11 protein-coding genes are annotated in these 17,728 nt (G+C 64.9%); 9 read left to right on the forward strand and 2 right to left on the reverse strand.

Going from position 1 to position 17,728, the window contains the following annotated elements:
• Positions 1-100: 100 nt before the first annotated feature.
• The 3 genes from U0042_RS22930 (at position 101) to cqsA (ending at position 4,138) form a co-directional block, all read left to right on the forward strand.
• Positions 101-1,762: an acyl-CoA synthetase gene (locus U0042_RS22930; protein WP_114808991.1), complete on the forward strand. Its 1,662-nt coding sequence runs from the start codon at positions 101-103 to the stop codon at positions 1,760-1,762.
• 167 nt (positions 1,763-1,929) lie between these two features.
• Entirely contained in the window at positions 1,930-2,544 is a 615-nt protein-coding gene (locus U0042_RS22935) for a lysozyme inhibitor LprI family protein (protein WP_114808990.1), read from the forward strand.
• A gap of 304 nt (positions 2,545-2,848) precedes the next feature.
• Positions 2,849-4,138 carry an alpha-hydroxyketone-type quorum-sensing autoinducer synthase gene (cqsA, locus tag U0042_RS22940; RefSeq protein WP_114808989.1) on the forward strand — a complete coding sequence of 430 codons (1,290 nt, stop codon included), beginning with the start codon at positions 2,849-2,851 and terminating at the stop codon, positions 4,136-4,138.
• 37 nt (positions 4,139-4,175) lie between these two features.
• Here cqsA and U0042_RS22945 read toward each other — a convergent pair whose 3' ends face one another.
• On the reverse strand, positions 4,176-5,270 hold the full coding sequence (locus U0042_RS22945) for a response regulator (protein ID WP_232833204.1): 1,095 nt from the start codon (positions 5,268-5,270) through the stop codon (positions 4,176-4,178).
• Positions 5,213-6,547, reverse strand: coding sequence for a sensor histidine kinase (locus U0042_RS22950; protein ID WP_232833203.1), 1,335 nt, complete (start codon positions 6,545-6,547; stop codon positions 5,213-5,215). The genes U0042_RS22945 and U0042_RS22950 overlap by 58 nt, the downstream gene beginning before the upstream one ends.
• A gap of 631 nt (positions 6,548-7,178) precedes the next feature.
• Here U0042_RS22950 and U0042_RS22955 point away from each other — a divergent pair.
• From U0042_RS22955 to U0042_RS22980, 6 genes are all read left to right on the forward strand, one after another.
• A complete protein-coding gene (locus U0042_RS22955; RefSeq protein ID WP_114808987.1) occupies positions 7,179-7,571 on the forward strand; it encodes a hypothetical protein in 393 nt (130 codons plus the stop codon).
• A 579-nt stretch (positions 7,572-8,150) separates the two neighbouring features.
• Complete coding sequence (locus U0042_RS22960) at positions 8,151-10,661, forward strand: CHASE2 domain-containing protein (protein ID WP_114808986.1); 2,511 nt, start codon at positions 8,151-8,153, stop codon at positions 10,659-10,661.
• 39 nt (positions 10,662-10,700) lie between these two features.
• Positions 10,701-11,345 carry a DUF4136 domain-containing protein gene (locus U0042_RS22965; RefSeq protein ID WP_114808985.1) on the forward strand — a complete coding sequence of 215 codons (645 nt, stop codon included), beginning with the start codon at positions 10,701-10,703 and terminating at the stop codon, positions 11,343-11,345.
• A gap of 73 nt (positions 11,346-11,418) precedes the next feature.
• A complete protein-coding gene (locus U0042_RS22970; protein ID WP_114808984.1) occupies positions 11,419-13,287 on the forward strand; it encodes a tetratricopeptide repeat protein in 1,869 nt (622 codons plus the stop codon).
• Positions 13,288-14,244: 957 nt separating this feature from the next.
• The gene (locus U0042_RS22975; RefSeq protein ID WP_114808983.1) at positions 14,245-15,042 is read left to right on the forward strand and encodes a response regulator transcription factor; all 798 of its coding nucleotides are present in this window, start codon (positions 14,245-14,247) and stop codon (positions 15,040-15,042) included.
• A gap of 69 nt (positions 15,043-15,111) precedes the next feature.
• The gene (locus tag U0042_RS22980; RefSeq protein WP_114808982.1) at positions 15,112-17,559 is read left to right on the forward strand and encodes a CHASE2 domain-containing protein; all 2,448 of its coding nucleotides are present in this window, start codon (positions 15,112-15,114) and stop codon (positions 17,557-17,559) included.
• Positions 17,560-17,728 lie beyond the last annotated feature (169 nt).

Here is a 17,728-nt window from a genome sequence, read left to right on the forward strand (position 1 = left end):
GGGCGGTGCGGTAGCCTCTACCGCGATAAGAAACATAACGCCCGAAGCTGACGGGAACCTGATGACATATCGGACATAAGGGACACATGGAGACGCTGCAATGACGCACATTTTTGAGGAGGGGCTCGGCCGGCGCGAGGCGAATTACGTCGCGCTCACGCCGATCGATTTCATTGCGCGCGCCGCCGAGGTCTACGGCGACCGCCCGGCCATCGTGTATGGCGAGACGCGCCGCAACTGGCGCGAGACCTACGAGCGCACGCGGCGCCTTGCCAGTGCGCTTACCCGCGTGGGCGTGGGCCACGGCGATACCGTCGCGGTGCTGCTGCCGAATATTCCCGAGATGGTGGAGGCGCACTTCGGCGTGCCGATGGCGGGCGCCGTGCTCAATGCACTGAATACGCGGCTCGACATCGCGTCCATGCTCTTCATGCTGCGGCATGGCGAAGCGAAGGTGCTGATCGTCGATACCGAGTTCGGCGACTTCGCGCATCGCGTAGCACTCGAACTGCCGCACGTGCGCATCGTCAGCGTGGCCGACGTGCAGCCCGCCGAGCCCGGCAAGTTCCCGAACGCGACGGACTACGAGGCGTTCCTCGCGCAGGGCGACCCCGGCTTCGTCTGGACGCCGCCCGCCGACGAGTGGGACGCCATTGCGCTCAACTACACGTCGGGCACCACCGGCGACCCGAAGGGCGTGGTCTACCACCATCGCGGCGCGTACATGAACGCGCTCTCCAACATCCTCGAATGGGACCTGCCCAAGCACTGCGTCTACCTTTGGACGCTGCCCATGTTCCACTGCAACGGCTGGTGCTTCCCGTGGACCGTGGCGGCGCGGGCGGGCGTGAACGTCTGCCTGCGCCGCTTCGAAGCACGCTACGTGCTCGACCTGATTCGCCGCGAAGGCATCACGCACTACTGCGGCGCGCCGATCGTGCAGAGCGCCATCGCGAACGCGCCGGCCGAATGGCGGGAAGGCATCACGCAGAAAGTCCACGCCATGGTGGCGGGGGCCGCGCCCGCGCCGGCCGTGATCGCGAAAATGAAGGAAATCGGCTTCGACCTCACGCACGTCTATGGCCTGACCGAGGTGTACGGCCCGGCTGCCGTCTGCGCGAAACAGGCCCACTGGGATGCGCTCGACGACGACGAACGCGCGCGCCTCAACGCGCGCCAGGGCGTGCGCTATCACCTCCAGGCCGGCGTGACCGTGCTCGATCCCGATACGCTCGAGGCCGTGCCTGCCGACGGCGAAACGCTCGGCGAAATCATGTTCCGCGGCAACATTTGCATGAAGGGCTACTTGAAGAATGAGCAGGCCACCGAGGAAGCCTTCCGTGGCGGCTGGTTCCACACGGGCGACCTCGGCGTGCTGATGCCCGACGGCTACGTGCGCATCAAGGACCGCCGCAAGGACATCATCATTTCGGGCGGCGAGAATATTTCGAGCATCGAGGTGGAAGACGCGCTGTACCGTCATCCCGCCGTCGCCGTGGCGGCCGTGGTCGCGATGCCGGACCCCAAGTGGGGCGAAGTGCCGTGCGCCTTCGTCGAGTTGAGGGAGGGCGCGAGCGTGACCGTCGAGGAGATCATCGCGCACTGCCGCCTGTTCCTCGCCGGCTACAAACTGCCGAAGGTGGTGCGTTTCGGCGAGTTGCCGAAGACCTCGACCGGCAAGATCCAGAAATTCCAGCTACGCATGGCGGTGGGCTCGGATCGCGCCATCGACCTCGCAGGGGATCCGCCGCCTAAAGGCTGATCGCGCGGGGGCGCCCGCCTGCGGGAAGGGCGGCAAACGGGGATTCGAAACAAGGACTCGAAACACCTCGTAAGCTCCTCGCAAAGACTGTCGCTGTTCGGCGGGCCTTGCACGGCCCGCTGAACGGATCATTGGTCGCAAGTCAACTGCACGACCTCCGACTTGCGATGAAGATTCTCCGGTATGCCTGTTTCGGCGCGCTCCTGCTGTTCCACGCGAGCGCCCATGCGACGAGCTTCGACTGCAGCAAAGGCCGCTCCGTCACCGAGCGCATGATCTGCAGCAACGACGACCTCTCCCAACTCGACGACGAACTCGGCAAGCTCTACTGGGCCATACGCCGCCATACCGCCGACCGCCGCGCCTTTCTCGCCGACAGCGACAGCAAGTGGCTCTGGCGCGAGCACAACTGCACGGATCGCGACTGTCTCGTCACCTGGTACCACGGGCGCATCGAGGAACTGCGGCGCAAAGCGGAAAGCCTGAAGGCGGCGCAGGTGCCTGCTTTGGCCGAGGCGGCGTCCGCCGGTGCGGCCGCGCGCGCTCGTTCTGCGCCGGTGTCCGGGGCCGGGTCCGGTTTGGTGACTCGGCTTTCGGCGAGCGCGGCCGTGGAGCCTGTCGAACCGCTTCAATGCACCGCAGCCGACCCCGGCCTCGTCGTCCACGCCGGGTGCAGCACGATTCTGGACCGCACGACGGGCTGGCGGCGCGAACAACACGACGGCGACGCAGACTGGTTCTGCGGCCTCGCGATGGCGGTTTCGCCGGCGGTTTCGGATTAGGCGGGGAGGCTGTGGCGGCAGGCATTACTCCTGTTACGTGACTCGCGCTTTATTCGTCATTCGATCCACAGACCGTTTTTCGCGATTGCTTTTCATGGTCCCGTATTTAATGCGAATAGCATGGGAATGAGCAATTGGCTAATTCAGTTAGCATAAATTTAAAGGGACGAAGTATTGATGGTAGGGAGATTCAATTAAAAGTTTCTATAGACCGTGACGAAAACGTTTTTGCCATTCCGGCAGGCTCACTATGTTAAGCGCGGCCCGTATGAGGGCCGTGGCCAACACATAAAGGAGCTCAAGAATGGAAAACGTGATTACCCGGCGAACGTTTCACCCGGCTTTCGGCGCGACCTTGCCGGCGTTCGTCGCCACGCGTGTCGAGCGGTACTACAGGGAACGGGTGCAGCAAACCTGGGCGGGCGGACACATCATGCGAGGAAAGGTGCCAGGCCCGGACGCGCTGCATCTTTCAAGTAACGACTATCTCTCCATCGCCCGGCATCCCGAGATTCTTTCGGCCATGTACGAAAGCATTCGGGAAGAGGGCAATGGCCTCTTGATGTCGGCGGTTTTCGTGCACGGGGAGTCTCCGCTGCTGGAGTTCGAAAACCGGCTTGCGGCGTTCATGGGTGCGGAGTCCGGGGTGCTTTGCCAGTCGGGTTACGCTGCCAATACGGGATTGCTCCAATCCATTGCATCGCCGGAAACGACGGTCTATGCCGACATGATGGCGCACATGTCGCTGTGGGAAGGCATTCGCAGCGCAGGGGCGAACCCCGTCAGCTTCATGCATAACGACCCCGGACATCTGGAACGGCAGATCCTGCGGTATGGGCCGGGCATCGTGGTGGTGGACTCGGTGTACAGCACGAACGGTAGCGTCAGTCCGTTGCGCGACATCGCCGACGTCTGCAGCGTGCATGGATGCGTGCTGGTCGTAGACGAGTCGCATTCCCTCGGCACGCATGGCCCGCGCGGTGCCGGGATGGTGGTGGAACTGGGGCTCACCGACCGCGTGCATTTCCGCACGGCAAGTCTCGCCAAGGCGTTTGCGGGGCGCGCCGGTTTCGTTACCTGCTCGCATGAGTTTCAGGAGTATTTCAAGTGCGAGTCGAATCCGGCTATTTTCAGCTCGACGCTGCTGCCGCACGAAATCAGGGGGCTTCTGGCCACGCTCGAGGTGATCGCACGCGATGACTGGCGGCGCAGTCAGCTCGCGTCGAACGCCCGGTACCTGCGCGATGAACTGACGGCGCTCGGCTACAACCTGAACGGCAGCGAGAGCCAGATCATCGCGCTCGAAGCAGGTCCGGAGCCGCGCACGATGGTGTTGCGCGACGCGCTGGAAGCACACGGCGTTTTCGGTTCGGTCTTTTGCGCGCCCGCCACGGCAAAGAACCGCTCGCTCGTGAGGCTTTCCATCAATGCCGCGTTGACGCAGGAGCAGCTCGAAAAGATCGTGACCGTGTGCGGAGCGATTCGCGAGCAGGTGCAACTGCACCTGTGGCCGTCAACGCGGCGCCGCGGCGACACCGCACCTGCCGCGCATCGACAACGCAATGGGCACGAGGAAATGGCCGTCGCGGCATAAGCCACAGTGCGCGGCCGCACGCGCAGCGGCGTAGCCGTTAGAGGCTTGAGCCCCATGCCGCCCGGATTTCCTCGTCGAGCGATTCCAGGTAGTTGTCGTACGGAACGACCGACGACAGGTTGAAACCGGGTGGCTGCTTTACCACCGCGTAGACGTAGGAGCGCCCGCCTTCGAACGCCGAGGCCGGGTGCATGTAGCGCTGCCAGTTGGCGCATTGGGCCGGATAGTAGCCCTCCGTTTCCCAAAAGTAGGGAAGCGAGCGTCGACTATCGAGTTCCGCGATAAAGTCCGCTGGCGCCTGCTGCTCGATGGCGATCTCGCGCACGCCGCGTAGCGTCTCGTCGGTATGGACGATCAGCAGGTACGCGGCGCCTGCGCTGTCGAGCATCAGCAGGCCGTTGGGCTGATAGGAAAGGTAGTGCTCGACGATGCCTAGCTTGTGGAAAATCTCGTCTACCTTCGCTGCGAACAGCGTGTCTTTCAGAAACGCGTATTCCGTAACGGCGAGGGTGTCCAGCACGGTGCCGCACGCCTTTTCGAAATACGCGTTCTGCAGGTCTTCAACAGCACGATTCAGCGTCGCGATAGCCTCGCTGTCCTGCTTTCGGATGAAGCGGTCGATCAAACCCTCGTTGAAGCTTTTCACTGCAAGGTGCTCGTTGGCCTTGCCTGTAAGAATGATTTTCCTGACGGCCGGATTCGCGATGCGTCGGCAAAACTCGAGGCCGTTCATTTCGGGCATGTCGTAATCCACGACGACCACGGACGTGCGTGCAAACCGTCTGCCGTTATGCACCTGCCGGCGGATGGCTTCGAGACTCATGGCGATGACGTGGTGCGTGTCGTCTTCGTCGGTTCTGTCCCGATAAGGCTCGAAAAACGGTTCGACGAAGCGCTCGCCGGCCCCTGCGTCCGGTTTGTCGTTGATCGATCGCAACGCCTGAACCGGCGAATTGAACAGCCGGAAGGCGAGCTGCGAACCGAGCTGAAGGCTGAGATTCGAGAGGAACGCCGCGCTGTCGTCGACGAACCCGACGGTTGTCGGGAAGAAGAATGGCTTGATCGTATCGGGGGTCATGGCAGCGGGAATATCAGCACGAATTCGGTGTACTGGCCCTTCACGGAAGAGCACTCGATCGTCCCGCCGAACGAACGCATGACGTCCCGGCAGAAAGCGAGGCCGATGCCGGTGCCGGGCGAAACGTCGGCCGGCGAGGCGTCCGGCGACCCGACCGCTTCGCTTGCCGCGGCGGAGGTGTAGAAGCGGGTGAACACGTGCGGCAACGCGTCGGCGTCGATGCCGCGCCCGGTATCGCGGAAGATAAGCCGGTTGTCGCGACTGGAGGGCAGCAGGCGAATGGTGATGTCGGCGTGGCTGACGCCGCTCATGTAGCGGAAGGCGTTCTTGAGCAGGTTGAACAGCACGTGAACCATCAGCATTTCCGAGCCTTCGAACTCGAAGCCCGACGTGAGATCGCAGTGCACGCGTTGCTGTTCGTCGTCTCGGAACGGGTAACGCGCCAGCGCCACGCGTACGCACTCTTCGATCGAACAGCGCGAGAAAGGCTGCGTATAGCCACCGGTAAATCGCGCGTTGGCAAGCAGCATGTCGATGATGCCGTTCGAGTGCAGGGCTTCCTGCTCCACGCGCGCCAACACGCCTTGCATCGAGAGAAGGTGGGCAATGCGGATTTTCGGCACGGGAAGCTGGCCGCGCTGCGCGATGGCATAGCTGTCGAGCAGCGCAGGCAGGAAGCGTGTGAGCCCCGCGGCACCGGCGCGGATGGCGAGCAGTGGCGTGCGCAGTTCATGCGCGACGCTGCTGGCCGTCGCGAGCATGGCGCGCTCCTGCTCGATGCGTACCCGTTCCAGATCGTAGTTCGCAAGCGCACCGATGCCGATCGCGAAAGAAAAGATCGCAAGATGCGCGAGATACCCGAGTTCCACCGGCTGGGTGGTCAGACAATAGGCGGCGACGGCGAGGCTGATGCCCACCACGAAATGCAGAACCAGCATCAACCAGTCCAGCAGCAACACCATGACGAAAACGGCGATCAGCGCGCTTTCCACCCACACTTCCGTGCCGCCGTTCTTGAGCAGCATGAATCCGAAGAAGAAAGGCAGCGCGTAAAGCGCCGACGCATACCAGTACCACGGCAGGTACTTTTGCATGGCCGCGGGCCAGCGGTCATGAAAGATGATCGGCACGAAAAGCACTGAGCCGACGACGCGCAACCATAAGTTCTCGTAAGGCTGCGGGAACAGATCGCGCCACACGTAGTAGTAGAGCGGGAAGCCGATCACCGCCACGACGGCAAGCGGACGCATGCGGCGCTTCGCATACTGCATGTTGTTCAATGCAGGCGCGAATGCGCGGTTCGTCCACTGCGATAGTTTCGATAAGTTCATGGCAACCGATGAATCTCGTTTCTGGCACCGGAATGAATGATTCCTTCGGCGCCAACAGGCGAGCGGTTAGAAGGCGGGTATTCCTGGCCCGATTGTTGTTTGCGGTGGGTATGACGCGGGCGAAGCATCGTCTCCAGCATAGCTTCCCATTCCCCGCGACCCGCCTCCTTGGTCACGACGGGCTAATTTACCATTGCAAAACCGGTCCGTGGCTCATTTCGCGTCGAGTTATGCCATTGCATGCATTGAAATCCTGTTGTCATGGAGTCTCGCAAACCGAAATTGACTCGCTCGACGTTTCTCAATGCGTTATGCATGACACAAAATGCCTTGCGGTTATTCGATGCAAGGCGAATACTTTTTAATGGTCCGGTAAAGCGCAAACAACGGCATGCCGGAGTAGTAGCTCATTCCGGTTTGTGCGCATTGAATAACCTTCCCACCCCACCTAAAAATTAAAACCCTTCGTGCGCCGTTCCGTACCTCTCCGAATGGATAGCTACCCCGCGCGTTTTGACCTGGCCTAATATGCGCGTCCCCTCTCCATGGCCCGGTTATGGACGCAACATCGTCTTCTTCCCGATCGCGCCGCAAGGATGTCCGGCAACGCCCGCCGCGGCTGACGAGAGAGATGCTGCTGCCGCTGCCTGCCGTCACTGTTCGGGCACTCTCCCTCGAATCCCATACGGCGCTTGCTGCCGTCATCGCGGGCCACGCCACAGCGCCGGTGGTGACCCGCCTGCTCAAGACGCTCTATCTCACCTGGTTCCTTCAGCAAGGTATGGGCGAGTTGCCCGACATGGACACGTTTCGCACCGCTGAAGCCGCGTTGGCGCTTTGTTCCCGGTGCGTGCGCGAAGGCCGCGAATGGCGGCTCGCGGAGGCCGGTCGCGTCGCGCTGTGCCGCATTCTCGCGCTCAACGACCATTTGCTGGCCAGCGCTCCCGCGTATTGCCATGCTGAGGCAACGCGACGGTTGCGAATGTTGGCCACGTCGCGGGCGTCGTCGTCGGATTTGCGCTGATGTTTGCGTGACGCTGCGCCGGCGCACGAACACCCCAAAGCGGTAATCGCCGCCGTCCGCAGTTCCGTGACCCGGGCACGACCGACGGGTTATATACCGAACGCCGCGCCCCACGGCTGTACCTCGTGCAGACACGGCACCCGGCGGCCGCCGCGTGATTGCCGCCGACCTCTCGCTTCCCCGTAGTACCGCCCCATTTTGGGGTACGGTATGCTTGCATGATGTCGAATGGCATGGCGGTGCCGATTGCGCACCCGCCGCGCAAGCGCGATTCAGCCTCGCCGGGGGCACGCCATTCGATCGCACTGAAGACCGATCGGGTGGTGGGTGTTATGGGAATGGCGGTTGGAACAGGGGAGCGGGCGAGCACGATGGGCCCGCAGAAAAGGGTCGCGATGCCCGGCCGTACATCAGGTTTTTTCGCGATCCTCGTCCGGGGCGAAGTGCACCTCTTGAACCCCGCATCGGTACACGCCCGCGGCGATATCCCAAGCGGCCTTCCAGCCAAAGCACGCGCGCCACACGTCACATGTCATGAGACGAGCGGCGTGCAGTCCTTCACGCCCGTGCGGTGATCCCATGCCGACGACCCTGGACCTACGCGCACGATACGGGCGCTCAGCCGGCCGCCGCTTCCTGTTCGAGTGGCTGGCCACGGGCATCTTCGGCGTGGTGGTGCTCATCGTCGCGGCGCTGCTGCCGGTCACGGCGAGCCTCGATCACGTCGTCTACGACAGCTATCTGCGGCTGAATTCGCGGGCGCCGTCGCCGGACATCGTGATGGTCGAGATCGACAACGCGAGCATCGAGCAACTCGGCCGCTGGCCGTGGCCGCGCAGCATGCACGCGCGTCTTGCCGAGGCGCTCGCGAAGGCGCATCCCGCAGCGGTGGTCTACGACGTGCTGTTCACCGAGCCCTCGCCGGACGACCAGGCGCTCGCGCGCGCCTTCGCCGAGGCGCCCACGTTCCTTCCCGTTCTGCTCTCGCCCGCCGACGACACCGGCATGCGCCAGGCGCTGCGCCCGGTTGCACCGCTTGCAGCCGCCGCCGTGGCGATCGGGCACATCAACCTCGAAGTGGACAGCGACGGCATCGTGCGCAGCGTCGCGCTGTTCGAAGGCGACACGCATTCGCGCTGGCCGCAGTTGATGGTGCCCCTCTGGCGCAGCATTCGCAGCGGACAGGTGAAGCTTGCCGACGGCACTGAGGCCGCGCGGCGAGCGCCTGACATCACGCGCGTGGGCGGTCCCGGCAGCGAGGCGCGCTTTCTCGTGCCGTTCAGCCGCGACGCGCAGCGCTACCGCAAGGTGTCGTTCGCGCAGGTGCTGGCGGGCACGGCGCCGCCCGAGTGGTTCCGTGGGCGCATCGTGATCGTGGGCGCGACGGCGTCGGGCCTGTACGACCGCTTTGCCACGCCGCTGTCGGGCGCGCTCGGCCCGCTGCCGGGCGCCTATATCCATGCGAACGTGCTCGACACGCTGCTGCGCGGCGATGCGATCGAGCCCGTGTCGCGCCCCGTCACCATCGTGGCCTCGCTCGTGCCGCTGGCGCTGTTGCTGGCCGGGTTTCTGGTGCTTTCGCCCGTGCGGTCGTTCATTCTGACCGCGGTGCTCGCCGCGTGCGCACTCGTGGTCGGCGCAGCCTTGCTGTTCGGCGCGCATCGCTGGATGACGCCGGTGCCTGCCATCCTTGCGCTCGTCTCGCTGTATCCGGTCTGGAGCTGGCGGCGTCTCGAAATGACCATGGCGTACCTGCGCAAGGAATTGCAGCAACTCGCCGACGAACCGAACCTCTTGCCCGAAGCGCCGCGGCGGCGCCGCGAGTTCAGCGGCGACGTGCTGGAGCGGTACATGGCGCTGATGGCGCAGGCCGCCCAGCGCGTGCAGGACATGAAGCGCTTCGTGTGGGACAGCCTCGACAGCGTGCCCGAACCGATTCTCGTCGCCGACCGGCGCGGCGCGGTGCTCATCGCGAACCAGGCGGCGCGCGCGCATTTCGCGCGGCTGGGCGAGGCGCTGCCGGAGGGTCGTCTCATGCGCGACGCACTGGCCGATCTCGCGTTCGTGAAGACCATCGACGGGAGCCCCGAAGCCGATACGTTCGCACGTGCCCATTGGCCGGCGCCGCTCGATCCCACGCGGCCGGAGTACGCAAGCCTCATGGAAGAAGGCGTGGAGGTGCGCGACCACGAAGAACGCGATCATCTGCTGCGCTACGCGAAGTGCACCAACGCCGAGGGCGAGCAGACCGGCTGGATTGCGGGCCTCGTCGATGTGACCGCCCTGCACGAGGCCGAGCGTCAGCGCGAAGACGCCTTGCGTCTGCTCTCGCACGACATGCGCTCGCCGCAGGCTTCCATCCTGGCGCTCGTGGAGATCGAACGTGCGCGCAACGAGTCGCCGCACGTGCAGGGCCTGATGCAGCGCATCGAACGCTATGCGCGCCGCGCGCTCGAACTCGCCGACGACTTCGTGCAACTCGCGCGCGCCGAGTCGCAGCCGTATGACCTGCGCGCCGCGAGCCTCGGCGAACTCGTGATCGATGCCAGCGACGAAGTGTGGCCGCAGGCGCACGCGAAGCACATCCAGATCGACCACGTGTTCGAAGACGACGGCTCGGCCTGGATTTGCGCGGACCGGTCGCTCATGACGCGCACGCTCGTGAACATTCTCAACAACGCGGTGAAGTACAGCCCCGCGAACACGCACATCACGTGCACAGTGGCACTTGTGCCTGTGGCGGGCGCTGACAGTCGCGTGGTCTGTACGATCCGCGATCAGGGTTACGGCATTCCGCTCGACCAGCAGGCGCATCTGTTCGAACGTTTCCGGCGCTTTCATGCCAAAGACCGGCCGGAGGTAAGCGGCGCCGGGCTTGGCATGGCGTTCGTGAAGACCGTGGTGACACGTCACCGCGGTGACGTCACGGTGCAAAGCGAGCCGGGCAAGGGCACCGCGTTTACCATTTCGCTTCCGCTCTTTCTCGACGAGACCGGCGGTGCGCTGCCGGACGAGGACGAGGATGAAGACGGGGACGCGCATGCGCCTATGCACGAGCACGGCGAAAAACCCGACGCCCATGCAGATTAGCCGGTAGTCATTGAAACAGGACGTCGAATGCCACTGCCCATGAAGACCTTCTTGCTGACCTGCGCCGTGCTGGCGGTCACGAGCCTTGCCGGATGCGCAGGCGTGCGCACCGAAGTGCAGGCCACGGGCATGCGCCACGCGCCGCAGGGCGACCTGCGCTATCGATTCATGCGTACGCCTGCGCAGCAGGCCGACCCCGGGCAGCCGGGCTGGGAAAGCCAGCTGCGCGACGCACTCGCGCAACACGGCTTCAGCGATGCCGGCGACGCAAACGATACACACGAGGCGCGCGGCGCAGCCGATGCAACGCAAGGGCCGCGTTACCTGATTTCCGTCGCGTATGAAACGCGACCGACGGGCATCGCGGTGCGCTCCGCGAAGTGCGCGAACGATGCCCACATCTGCGACACCAACGACGCATCACATGACGCTTCGCCGTTCGCCGGCCGCTACCTTCATCGCTTGACGCTGCGCTTCATCGACGCGCGTTCGGGCGAGGAAATCTACAAGGTGACAGGCACGCGCCTCGACCGCGATGCGCATGCATCGCCCGCGTTCGGGTACCTCGTGAAAAGCGCGCTCGCCCGTTTTCCGTTCGATGGCGGCCGCTGGCAGATCGAACTGCGCGAAACGGACGACGGCAAGCAAGCCGACGTCGTTTCGGTGAAGCCGCTCGCGCCGTGATGCAGCGAAACGCTGCATCCACTCCCTGCCCTTCACGCGTCGCGCTCATCTCAAGTTTCAGACCTGGCAGATCATGACCGTATCCGATACTTCGTATTCCCGCATCGAGCAGTGTCTTCAGCATGGCCAACTGATCGAGGCCTCCGAAGCAATCGGCGCCTGGCTTGCCGATGCACCGGACGACCCGCACGCGCTGACCGCACGCGCCTGTCTGCTTCGCTTGCTCGGCCGGCATGCCGAAGCCGCGCCGCTGCTCGAACGCGCGTATGCGCAGACGACGGACTTCCCGCCCACGCTGCTCGAGCTTGCCCGCCTTGCGCGGCTGAACGGCGATTCGCAGCGTGCCCTTGCGTGGTACGAGGCCTGGTATGACGCGTGGCGCAAGCAGGCGCCACATCGCTCGACAGCGGATTCCGTCGCGACCACGACCGCGACCGCGGCCTTCGACGAATGGGTCATGGTGCTGCACGCCATGGGCCAATACGATCTCGCCGCGCAGATCGCCGCGCGATGGTGCGAGGTGTGCCCACAGCTCGCGCAGGCCTGGTTCCAGCAGGGACTCTCGTATCAGATGAACAACGCGTTGCAGCCCGCATTAGCCGCTTATCAGCGGGCGCTGCCGCTCGACTACGAATATCCGTCGCTGCTCAACAACATCGGTGCGTTGCATGAATCGCTCGGCGAGCACGATGTGGCGCTGCGATTCTGCAACGAAGCCATTCGCGTGGACCCTGCCGATTTCCGCGCCTGGACCAACGCATCGAACGCATGGCTCGCACTGCGCGACCCGCAGCGGGCGTTGATTGCGGTGGCACGCGCCCGCGCGCTTGCGCCGGACTATCCGCCTGCGCTGCTCGCGCTGAGCAACGTGCTGAAGGAGATGCAGCGCTGGGACGAGGCGCTCGAGCCGCTCGTGCATCTCGTGCAGATCGGCACGGCGGATGCGAAGATCCAGTGGTCCATCGCCATGCTGCAACTGCTGCGCGGCGACTACGAAAACGGCCTCATCAATCACGAGGCCAGGTGGCAGGGGTCGAGCGAAATGCAGACGCTGCGGCCGCTTCCGCCCGAGCAGCGCTGGAACGGCGAGAACCTCGCGGGCAAGACGCTGCTGGTATGGGGCGAGCAGGGCTTCGGCGACGTGTTCCAGTTCGTGCGCTTCGTGCCGCTCATCGCCGGGCGCGTGCGCGCGGAGGGCGGCACGCTCGTCTACTGCTGCGTGGCGCAACTCGTGCCGCTGCTGTCACGCAGTCTCGCGCATCTGGGGTTGCAGATCGTGCCGCACGACGCTCCCCAACTGCCGCATTTCGATCGGCATCTGCCGCTTGGAAGCGTGCCGCTCGCGCTCGGCATCACGCTGGCCAATCTGCCGGCGCCGCGCGCGTATCTGCAACCCGACGCGGCGCGCGTGGCGTATTGGCGCGAACGGCTGGCCCGCACGCGTGGCCTGAAGGTCGGGCTGGTGTGGAGCGGCAGCCGCGGGCACAAGCGTAATCCGTTGCGTGCCGTGCCGCCGGCCGACTATGCCCGTGCGTTCCGGGCGTTATCGGGCGTCGAATTCGTGAGCCTCCAGCTGGATGGCCGCGACGAGCTGGCCACGATGGTCGCCGAAGGCTTGACGGTGACCGACTACACCGCCGACCTGCGCTCGTTCGACGAAACCGCTGCGCTCCTCTCCAGCCTCGACCTCGTCATTACCGTCTGCACGTCGGTGGCGCACCTCTCGGGCGCGCTGGGTGTGCCGACGTGGCTGCTGCTCGACGTGTGTCCGCATTGGGTGTGGATGCTGGAGCGCAGCGACAGCCCGTGGTATCCGTCCATCACGCTCTACCGGCAGCCGGCATATCGGGACTGGGCGCCGGTGATGGAGCGCGTCGCAGCGGATCTGCGCAGACGAATCGAGGGCTCAACCGCACGTCCGCCCGCAGCCACGCGCGTTTGAATATCGCACGCACGTTGGCAGCGGTGGATCTATTCAATTGTCCAGCGCGTCGGATTTTCGATGCGTCCCCAATGCCCTATTGGGTTGAACGCGCGAATCGACGTTACCGGAAATCCGTAATTCCGCTGCAAAAAAATATCGGTCGAAGCGCGTGCGTTTCATACACTAAATTGCGCGAGCGGTGGCTTAGTGTTGCGTAAAAATCGACCAAAAAATCCAATAGCTGAACTCACTCGTGCGGCGGCGTGAGCCGCCCGCCTTCCGGCGATTCACCGTGCGCCCCTTTCGCGCAACGCCCGCCAGGCCGTCATTTCGCTGTCATCTGCGCGTCGCCGCCACGCTCGCGTCGGCCGCGATCCTCACCCTAATTGTTAAATTGGCAATACGCTTTCTTATTCTGGGGATTTGTGTGGACAAATAAATTCCCTTATGCGAAAGTTCGCCCGAGCCCTTGACTTACCAACTGTTACAGCTTGCTGCGAACCATATCGCCGGGCTGTACAAAGCAGGTGCTCGCAAAGTTTCCAAAAGAGAAACCGGTGATTGCCGCGGGGAGGGTCTGGCCATGCGGAGGCACCGATCGCGCAATCGACACCCAGCGTGGTGAGGCACAGCAACCATGAGCACCATGAGCGCAAGGGGCCGGCAAAGCGGCCCGAAAGAAGTAAAACGAACACTTCAATCGCCGGTTTCACGTCTTCCATGCGTGGACGCCGCGGGTGAAGACCGCGCCGGGCATCGCTGCTCGGGTCGCAAAGGCCCACCGTAAACGGCACCTGACTGCACCGCGTGCCGGCTGAGCCATCCGCTTCCAGCCGGCACGTTTCGATTCTGGCTTTAAGACTTCCTCGCGTGCGAGGACGGGCTTCCTGCGCCTTCGAATTCCGCGCAGGCGGCGCGCCTCTCTTGTGCCGTGTCGGGCCTGTGCGCCCAGTGCCGATGAACGGATGACAGCTTATGCGTGTGCTGATAGTCGAAGATGATCCCGTGCATGCCAAAGCTGCAGCGCGGGTGGTGGCGCCTCTGGGGCACGAGATCGTCGAGGCGGGCGACGGCGAAGAAGCCGTTCGACTCCTGAGATCCGCGCCGTTCGATCTCGTGATTCTGGATTGGTTGCTGCCCAGAATGAGCGGCTTCGAACTGCTCTACTGGATTCGCCGCACGCTGGGCGCATCGCCCGCGGTGCTGTTTCTCACGAGCAAGGTGCTCGACGACGACGTCGTGCTCGCCATGGAAGCCGGCGCGGACGACTATCTCGTGAAGCCGTTTCGCGTGGCCGAACTGGCGTCGCGCGTCAACGCGCTCCTGCGGCGCACGCGGCGCGAGAGCGACGCCGGCGGTCTTGTCTGCGCGGGCGACTACGCGCTCAATGCGCTCGACCGCACGGTGTCGCTGCGCGGCGCGCCCATCGAGCTGACGCCGAAGGAGTTCGACCTCACCGCGCTCTTCTTCAACAACCTGGGCAAGCTGCTGTCGCGCAAGGTGGTCAGCATCAGCACGTGGGGCCGCGAACTCGATCCCGCGTCGCGCACGCTCGACACGCACATTTACCGCGTGCGGCAGAAACTCGCGCTGGTGCCCGAGAACGGTCTGCGGCTGAGTTCTGTGTACACGCACGGCTACCGTCTCGACGTGGTGCCGTCCGGCCGCAGTCATGCCGCCGCTTCCTTGCATCGTCCGGTTGCGCAGGCGGCGTCGCCGGCTTCTTCCGCTTCTCCCGCGTCGTTCATGCCAGCCGGATTCGCGTATGAGTGAGGCCCGAGGCGGGGCGCCGGGAGCGCCGCGCGCCGGCCCGCCGGCGTCCTGGTTCGCGAGCGCAGGCTGATGCACGCCGAGGACGCCTCCATGCCCGCGGGCATGGCGCGTGAATGGCCGACGCTCGGCGTCGTTCTCGTGCTGCTCGCGTTGGTGTTGACCACCTCGGGTGCATTGCGCCGCGCCGACCTGTTCTTCTTCGACCTCGCGCAGCCGCTGCTCCAGGAGTCGTCGCCCACGCGGATCGTGCTCGCCGCCATCGACGACGCGAGCGTGAAAGCGCTGGGCGGCTGGCCCGTAAAACGCAAAGATTACGCAGCGGCCATCGACCGTTTGACCGCGGCCGGCGTTGGGGCCGTGGGGCTCGACGTGGCGATGCCGAACCGCGGCCGGCTCCAGCCGTCCGGCGATGAACCGCTCGCGCAAGCGATGACGCGAAACGGTCGCGTGGTGTTGCCTCTGGTGGTTGCCGACGCGAGCGACGCGACGGCATTGACCGCGTCCGCCATCAGGCCCGTCATCAAACCGGCCACGCCCATGGCCGACGCGGCGTTCGCTATCGCCGAAGCCAACGCCGCGCCGGATGCCGACGGGGTGGCGCGCAGCTTCTATCTGCGAGAGGGCGCACCGTCCGCGGTGTACGAGCACATGAGCGTGTCGCTGCTGCGCGCGAGCGGCGTGCCGGTGCCGCCTTGCGGCGAGCCGCTGGAGCGCGAGGCGCAGCGCTGGTTCGGCGCCTGCCGTCGCTATGTGCCGCTTGGCCCCGCACCGTCTTACGCGTCGTTTCCCTTCGTCGACGTGCTGGAGGGGCGCGTTGCACCTTCCTTGCTGAAGGGCGCGATCGTGCTCATCGGGCCCACCACGAGTACCGCGGATACGCATCTCGTCACGCCGGGCCGTGCGCGACCGCCGCTCTCGGGCGTGGAGTTTCTCGCCGAGGCGACGCAGGCGCTCGCGAGCGGCTCGCTCGTGCGCGACGCGTCCTGGGTGGGCCAGCTCCTTTTCAGTCTGTGCGTGCTGCCGTTGCTGTGCGCCGCTCAATTCGCACTGGGGCCGCGCGCCGGCCTGCTCGCCGCCTTGGCGCTGGCGTTGGCTGCGTGTCTTGCGTCGCTGGTGCTGCTCAAGGCCGCGCACGTGTTCTTTTTCCCGAGTACCGCCGCGGCCACATGTCTTGCGGCTTATCCGCTTTGCGCATGGCGTCGCCAGGAGGCGCTGTTGCGCTATCTGGGCGAGGCCGCCGCGAGTGCGATGGCCGAGCCGGGCCTGCCCGGTGAGTTCGTCACCCACAGGCGCGCAATCGACCCGCTGCATCGGCGCGTGCTCGCGATGAGCGCCGTGATTGCGCGGCTGCGGCGCTCCGCGCGCTTTATCTCCGAGTGGATGAATAGCCTGCCCGAGGCGACGTTGGTCGTGGCGTCGTCGGGCGTGGTCATGCTGGCGAACCGCAAGGCCCTGGGGCTGTACCCTTCCGACGCCTATCCTGCTCATTCGCCGCCGCGCCCCGCGGGCCGGCTCGCCGTCGACGTGCTGCGCGACATGACGGCGTCCGAGCACGCCGTGGAGTATGTCCGCGAGGCGTTGCGGCGGCTGACCGGAAGCGACGGCGCCGGCGTGGCGACGGAAGGACCGGTCAAAGCTGGCACAAGCGCAGGCACAAACGCGGGCACAAGCGCGGACGACAACCCGCGCCACGACGGGTTCGAGCCCATGAACAGCATGGAGATCGTCGACGGGAAACGGCGTTCGCTGCTCATCAAGTGCGCCGTCGTGCCGGCACCGCACGCAAGCGACGCGGCGTTGATCTTCCACGTCGCCGACGTCACGCCCATGCGCACCGCCGAGCGCCAGCGCGACTCGGCGCTGCGCTTTCTCTCGCACGACATCCGCTCGCCGCAGACGGCGGTACTCGCGCTGATCGAGCAGCGCCGCCATGCACCCGCCGAGCTGCCCGAGGCGCGCTTCATGGAGCTCGTGGCGCACTACGCGCAGTCGGCGTTGACGCTGGCCGACCAGTTTCTCTTTCTCGCCCGCGCCGAAGGCCGGCCGCCTGCGGCGAGCACCGTCGATCTGGCCTTGCTGCTGGGCGACGCCGTGGACGACCTCTGGCCTCAGGCGAGCGCGAAGCACACGGCCGTGCGCCTCAACGCGGAGCCCGGCATGCTCGTGGTGGCCGATGCGCCGTTGCTGCGCCGCGCGTTTGCCAACCTGATCGACAATGCCGTCAAGTTCGGCCCGCCGGGCGCGACGGTGAGGGTGACGGCCGGCGAGCGGGAAGGGCGGTGGGCCGTGACCATCGCGGACAACGGCCCAGGCATACCCGCTGACCAGATACCGAACCTCTTCACCGAATTCTTTCGGCTTCCTTCCGAACATCCCGCGCCTGGCCACGGGCTGGGCCTTGCCTTCGTCAAGCACGTTATCGACACGCTGGGCGGGCAGATTCACGTCGAGAGCGACGTGGGACACGGCTGCGTGTTCACGCTTCTGCTGCCCAAAAAATCCGGCGCGCCTGAATAAAAGCCATCCGCCTGCGGGCGCGAATGCGCATCCCGGTATTTCCTGAAAAATCCTGAATAGCTTAAAGCCGTTTTGCGGCAACACAGAATCGCGTCGCGATACCGCTATCTCGTCTTTGATTTAACGAAATTTGTATTTCTGCTGGCCTGTACATTACCTGAAAAAACAA

This window comes from Paraburkholderia kururiensis (genome assembly GCF_034424375.1).
Classification (GTDB): Bacteria; Pseudomonadota; Gammaproteobacteria; order Burkholderiales; family Burkholderiaceae; genus Paraburkholderia; species Paraburkholderia kururiensis_A.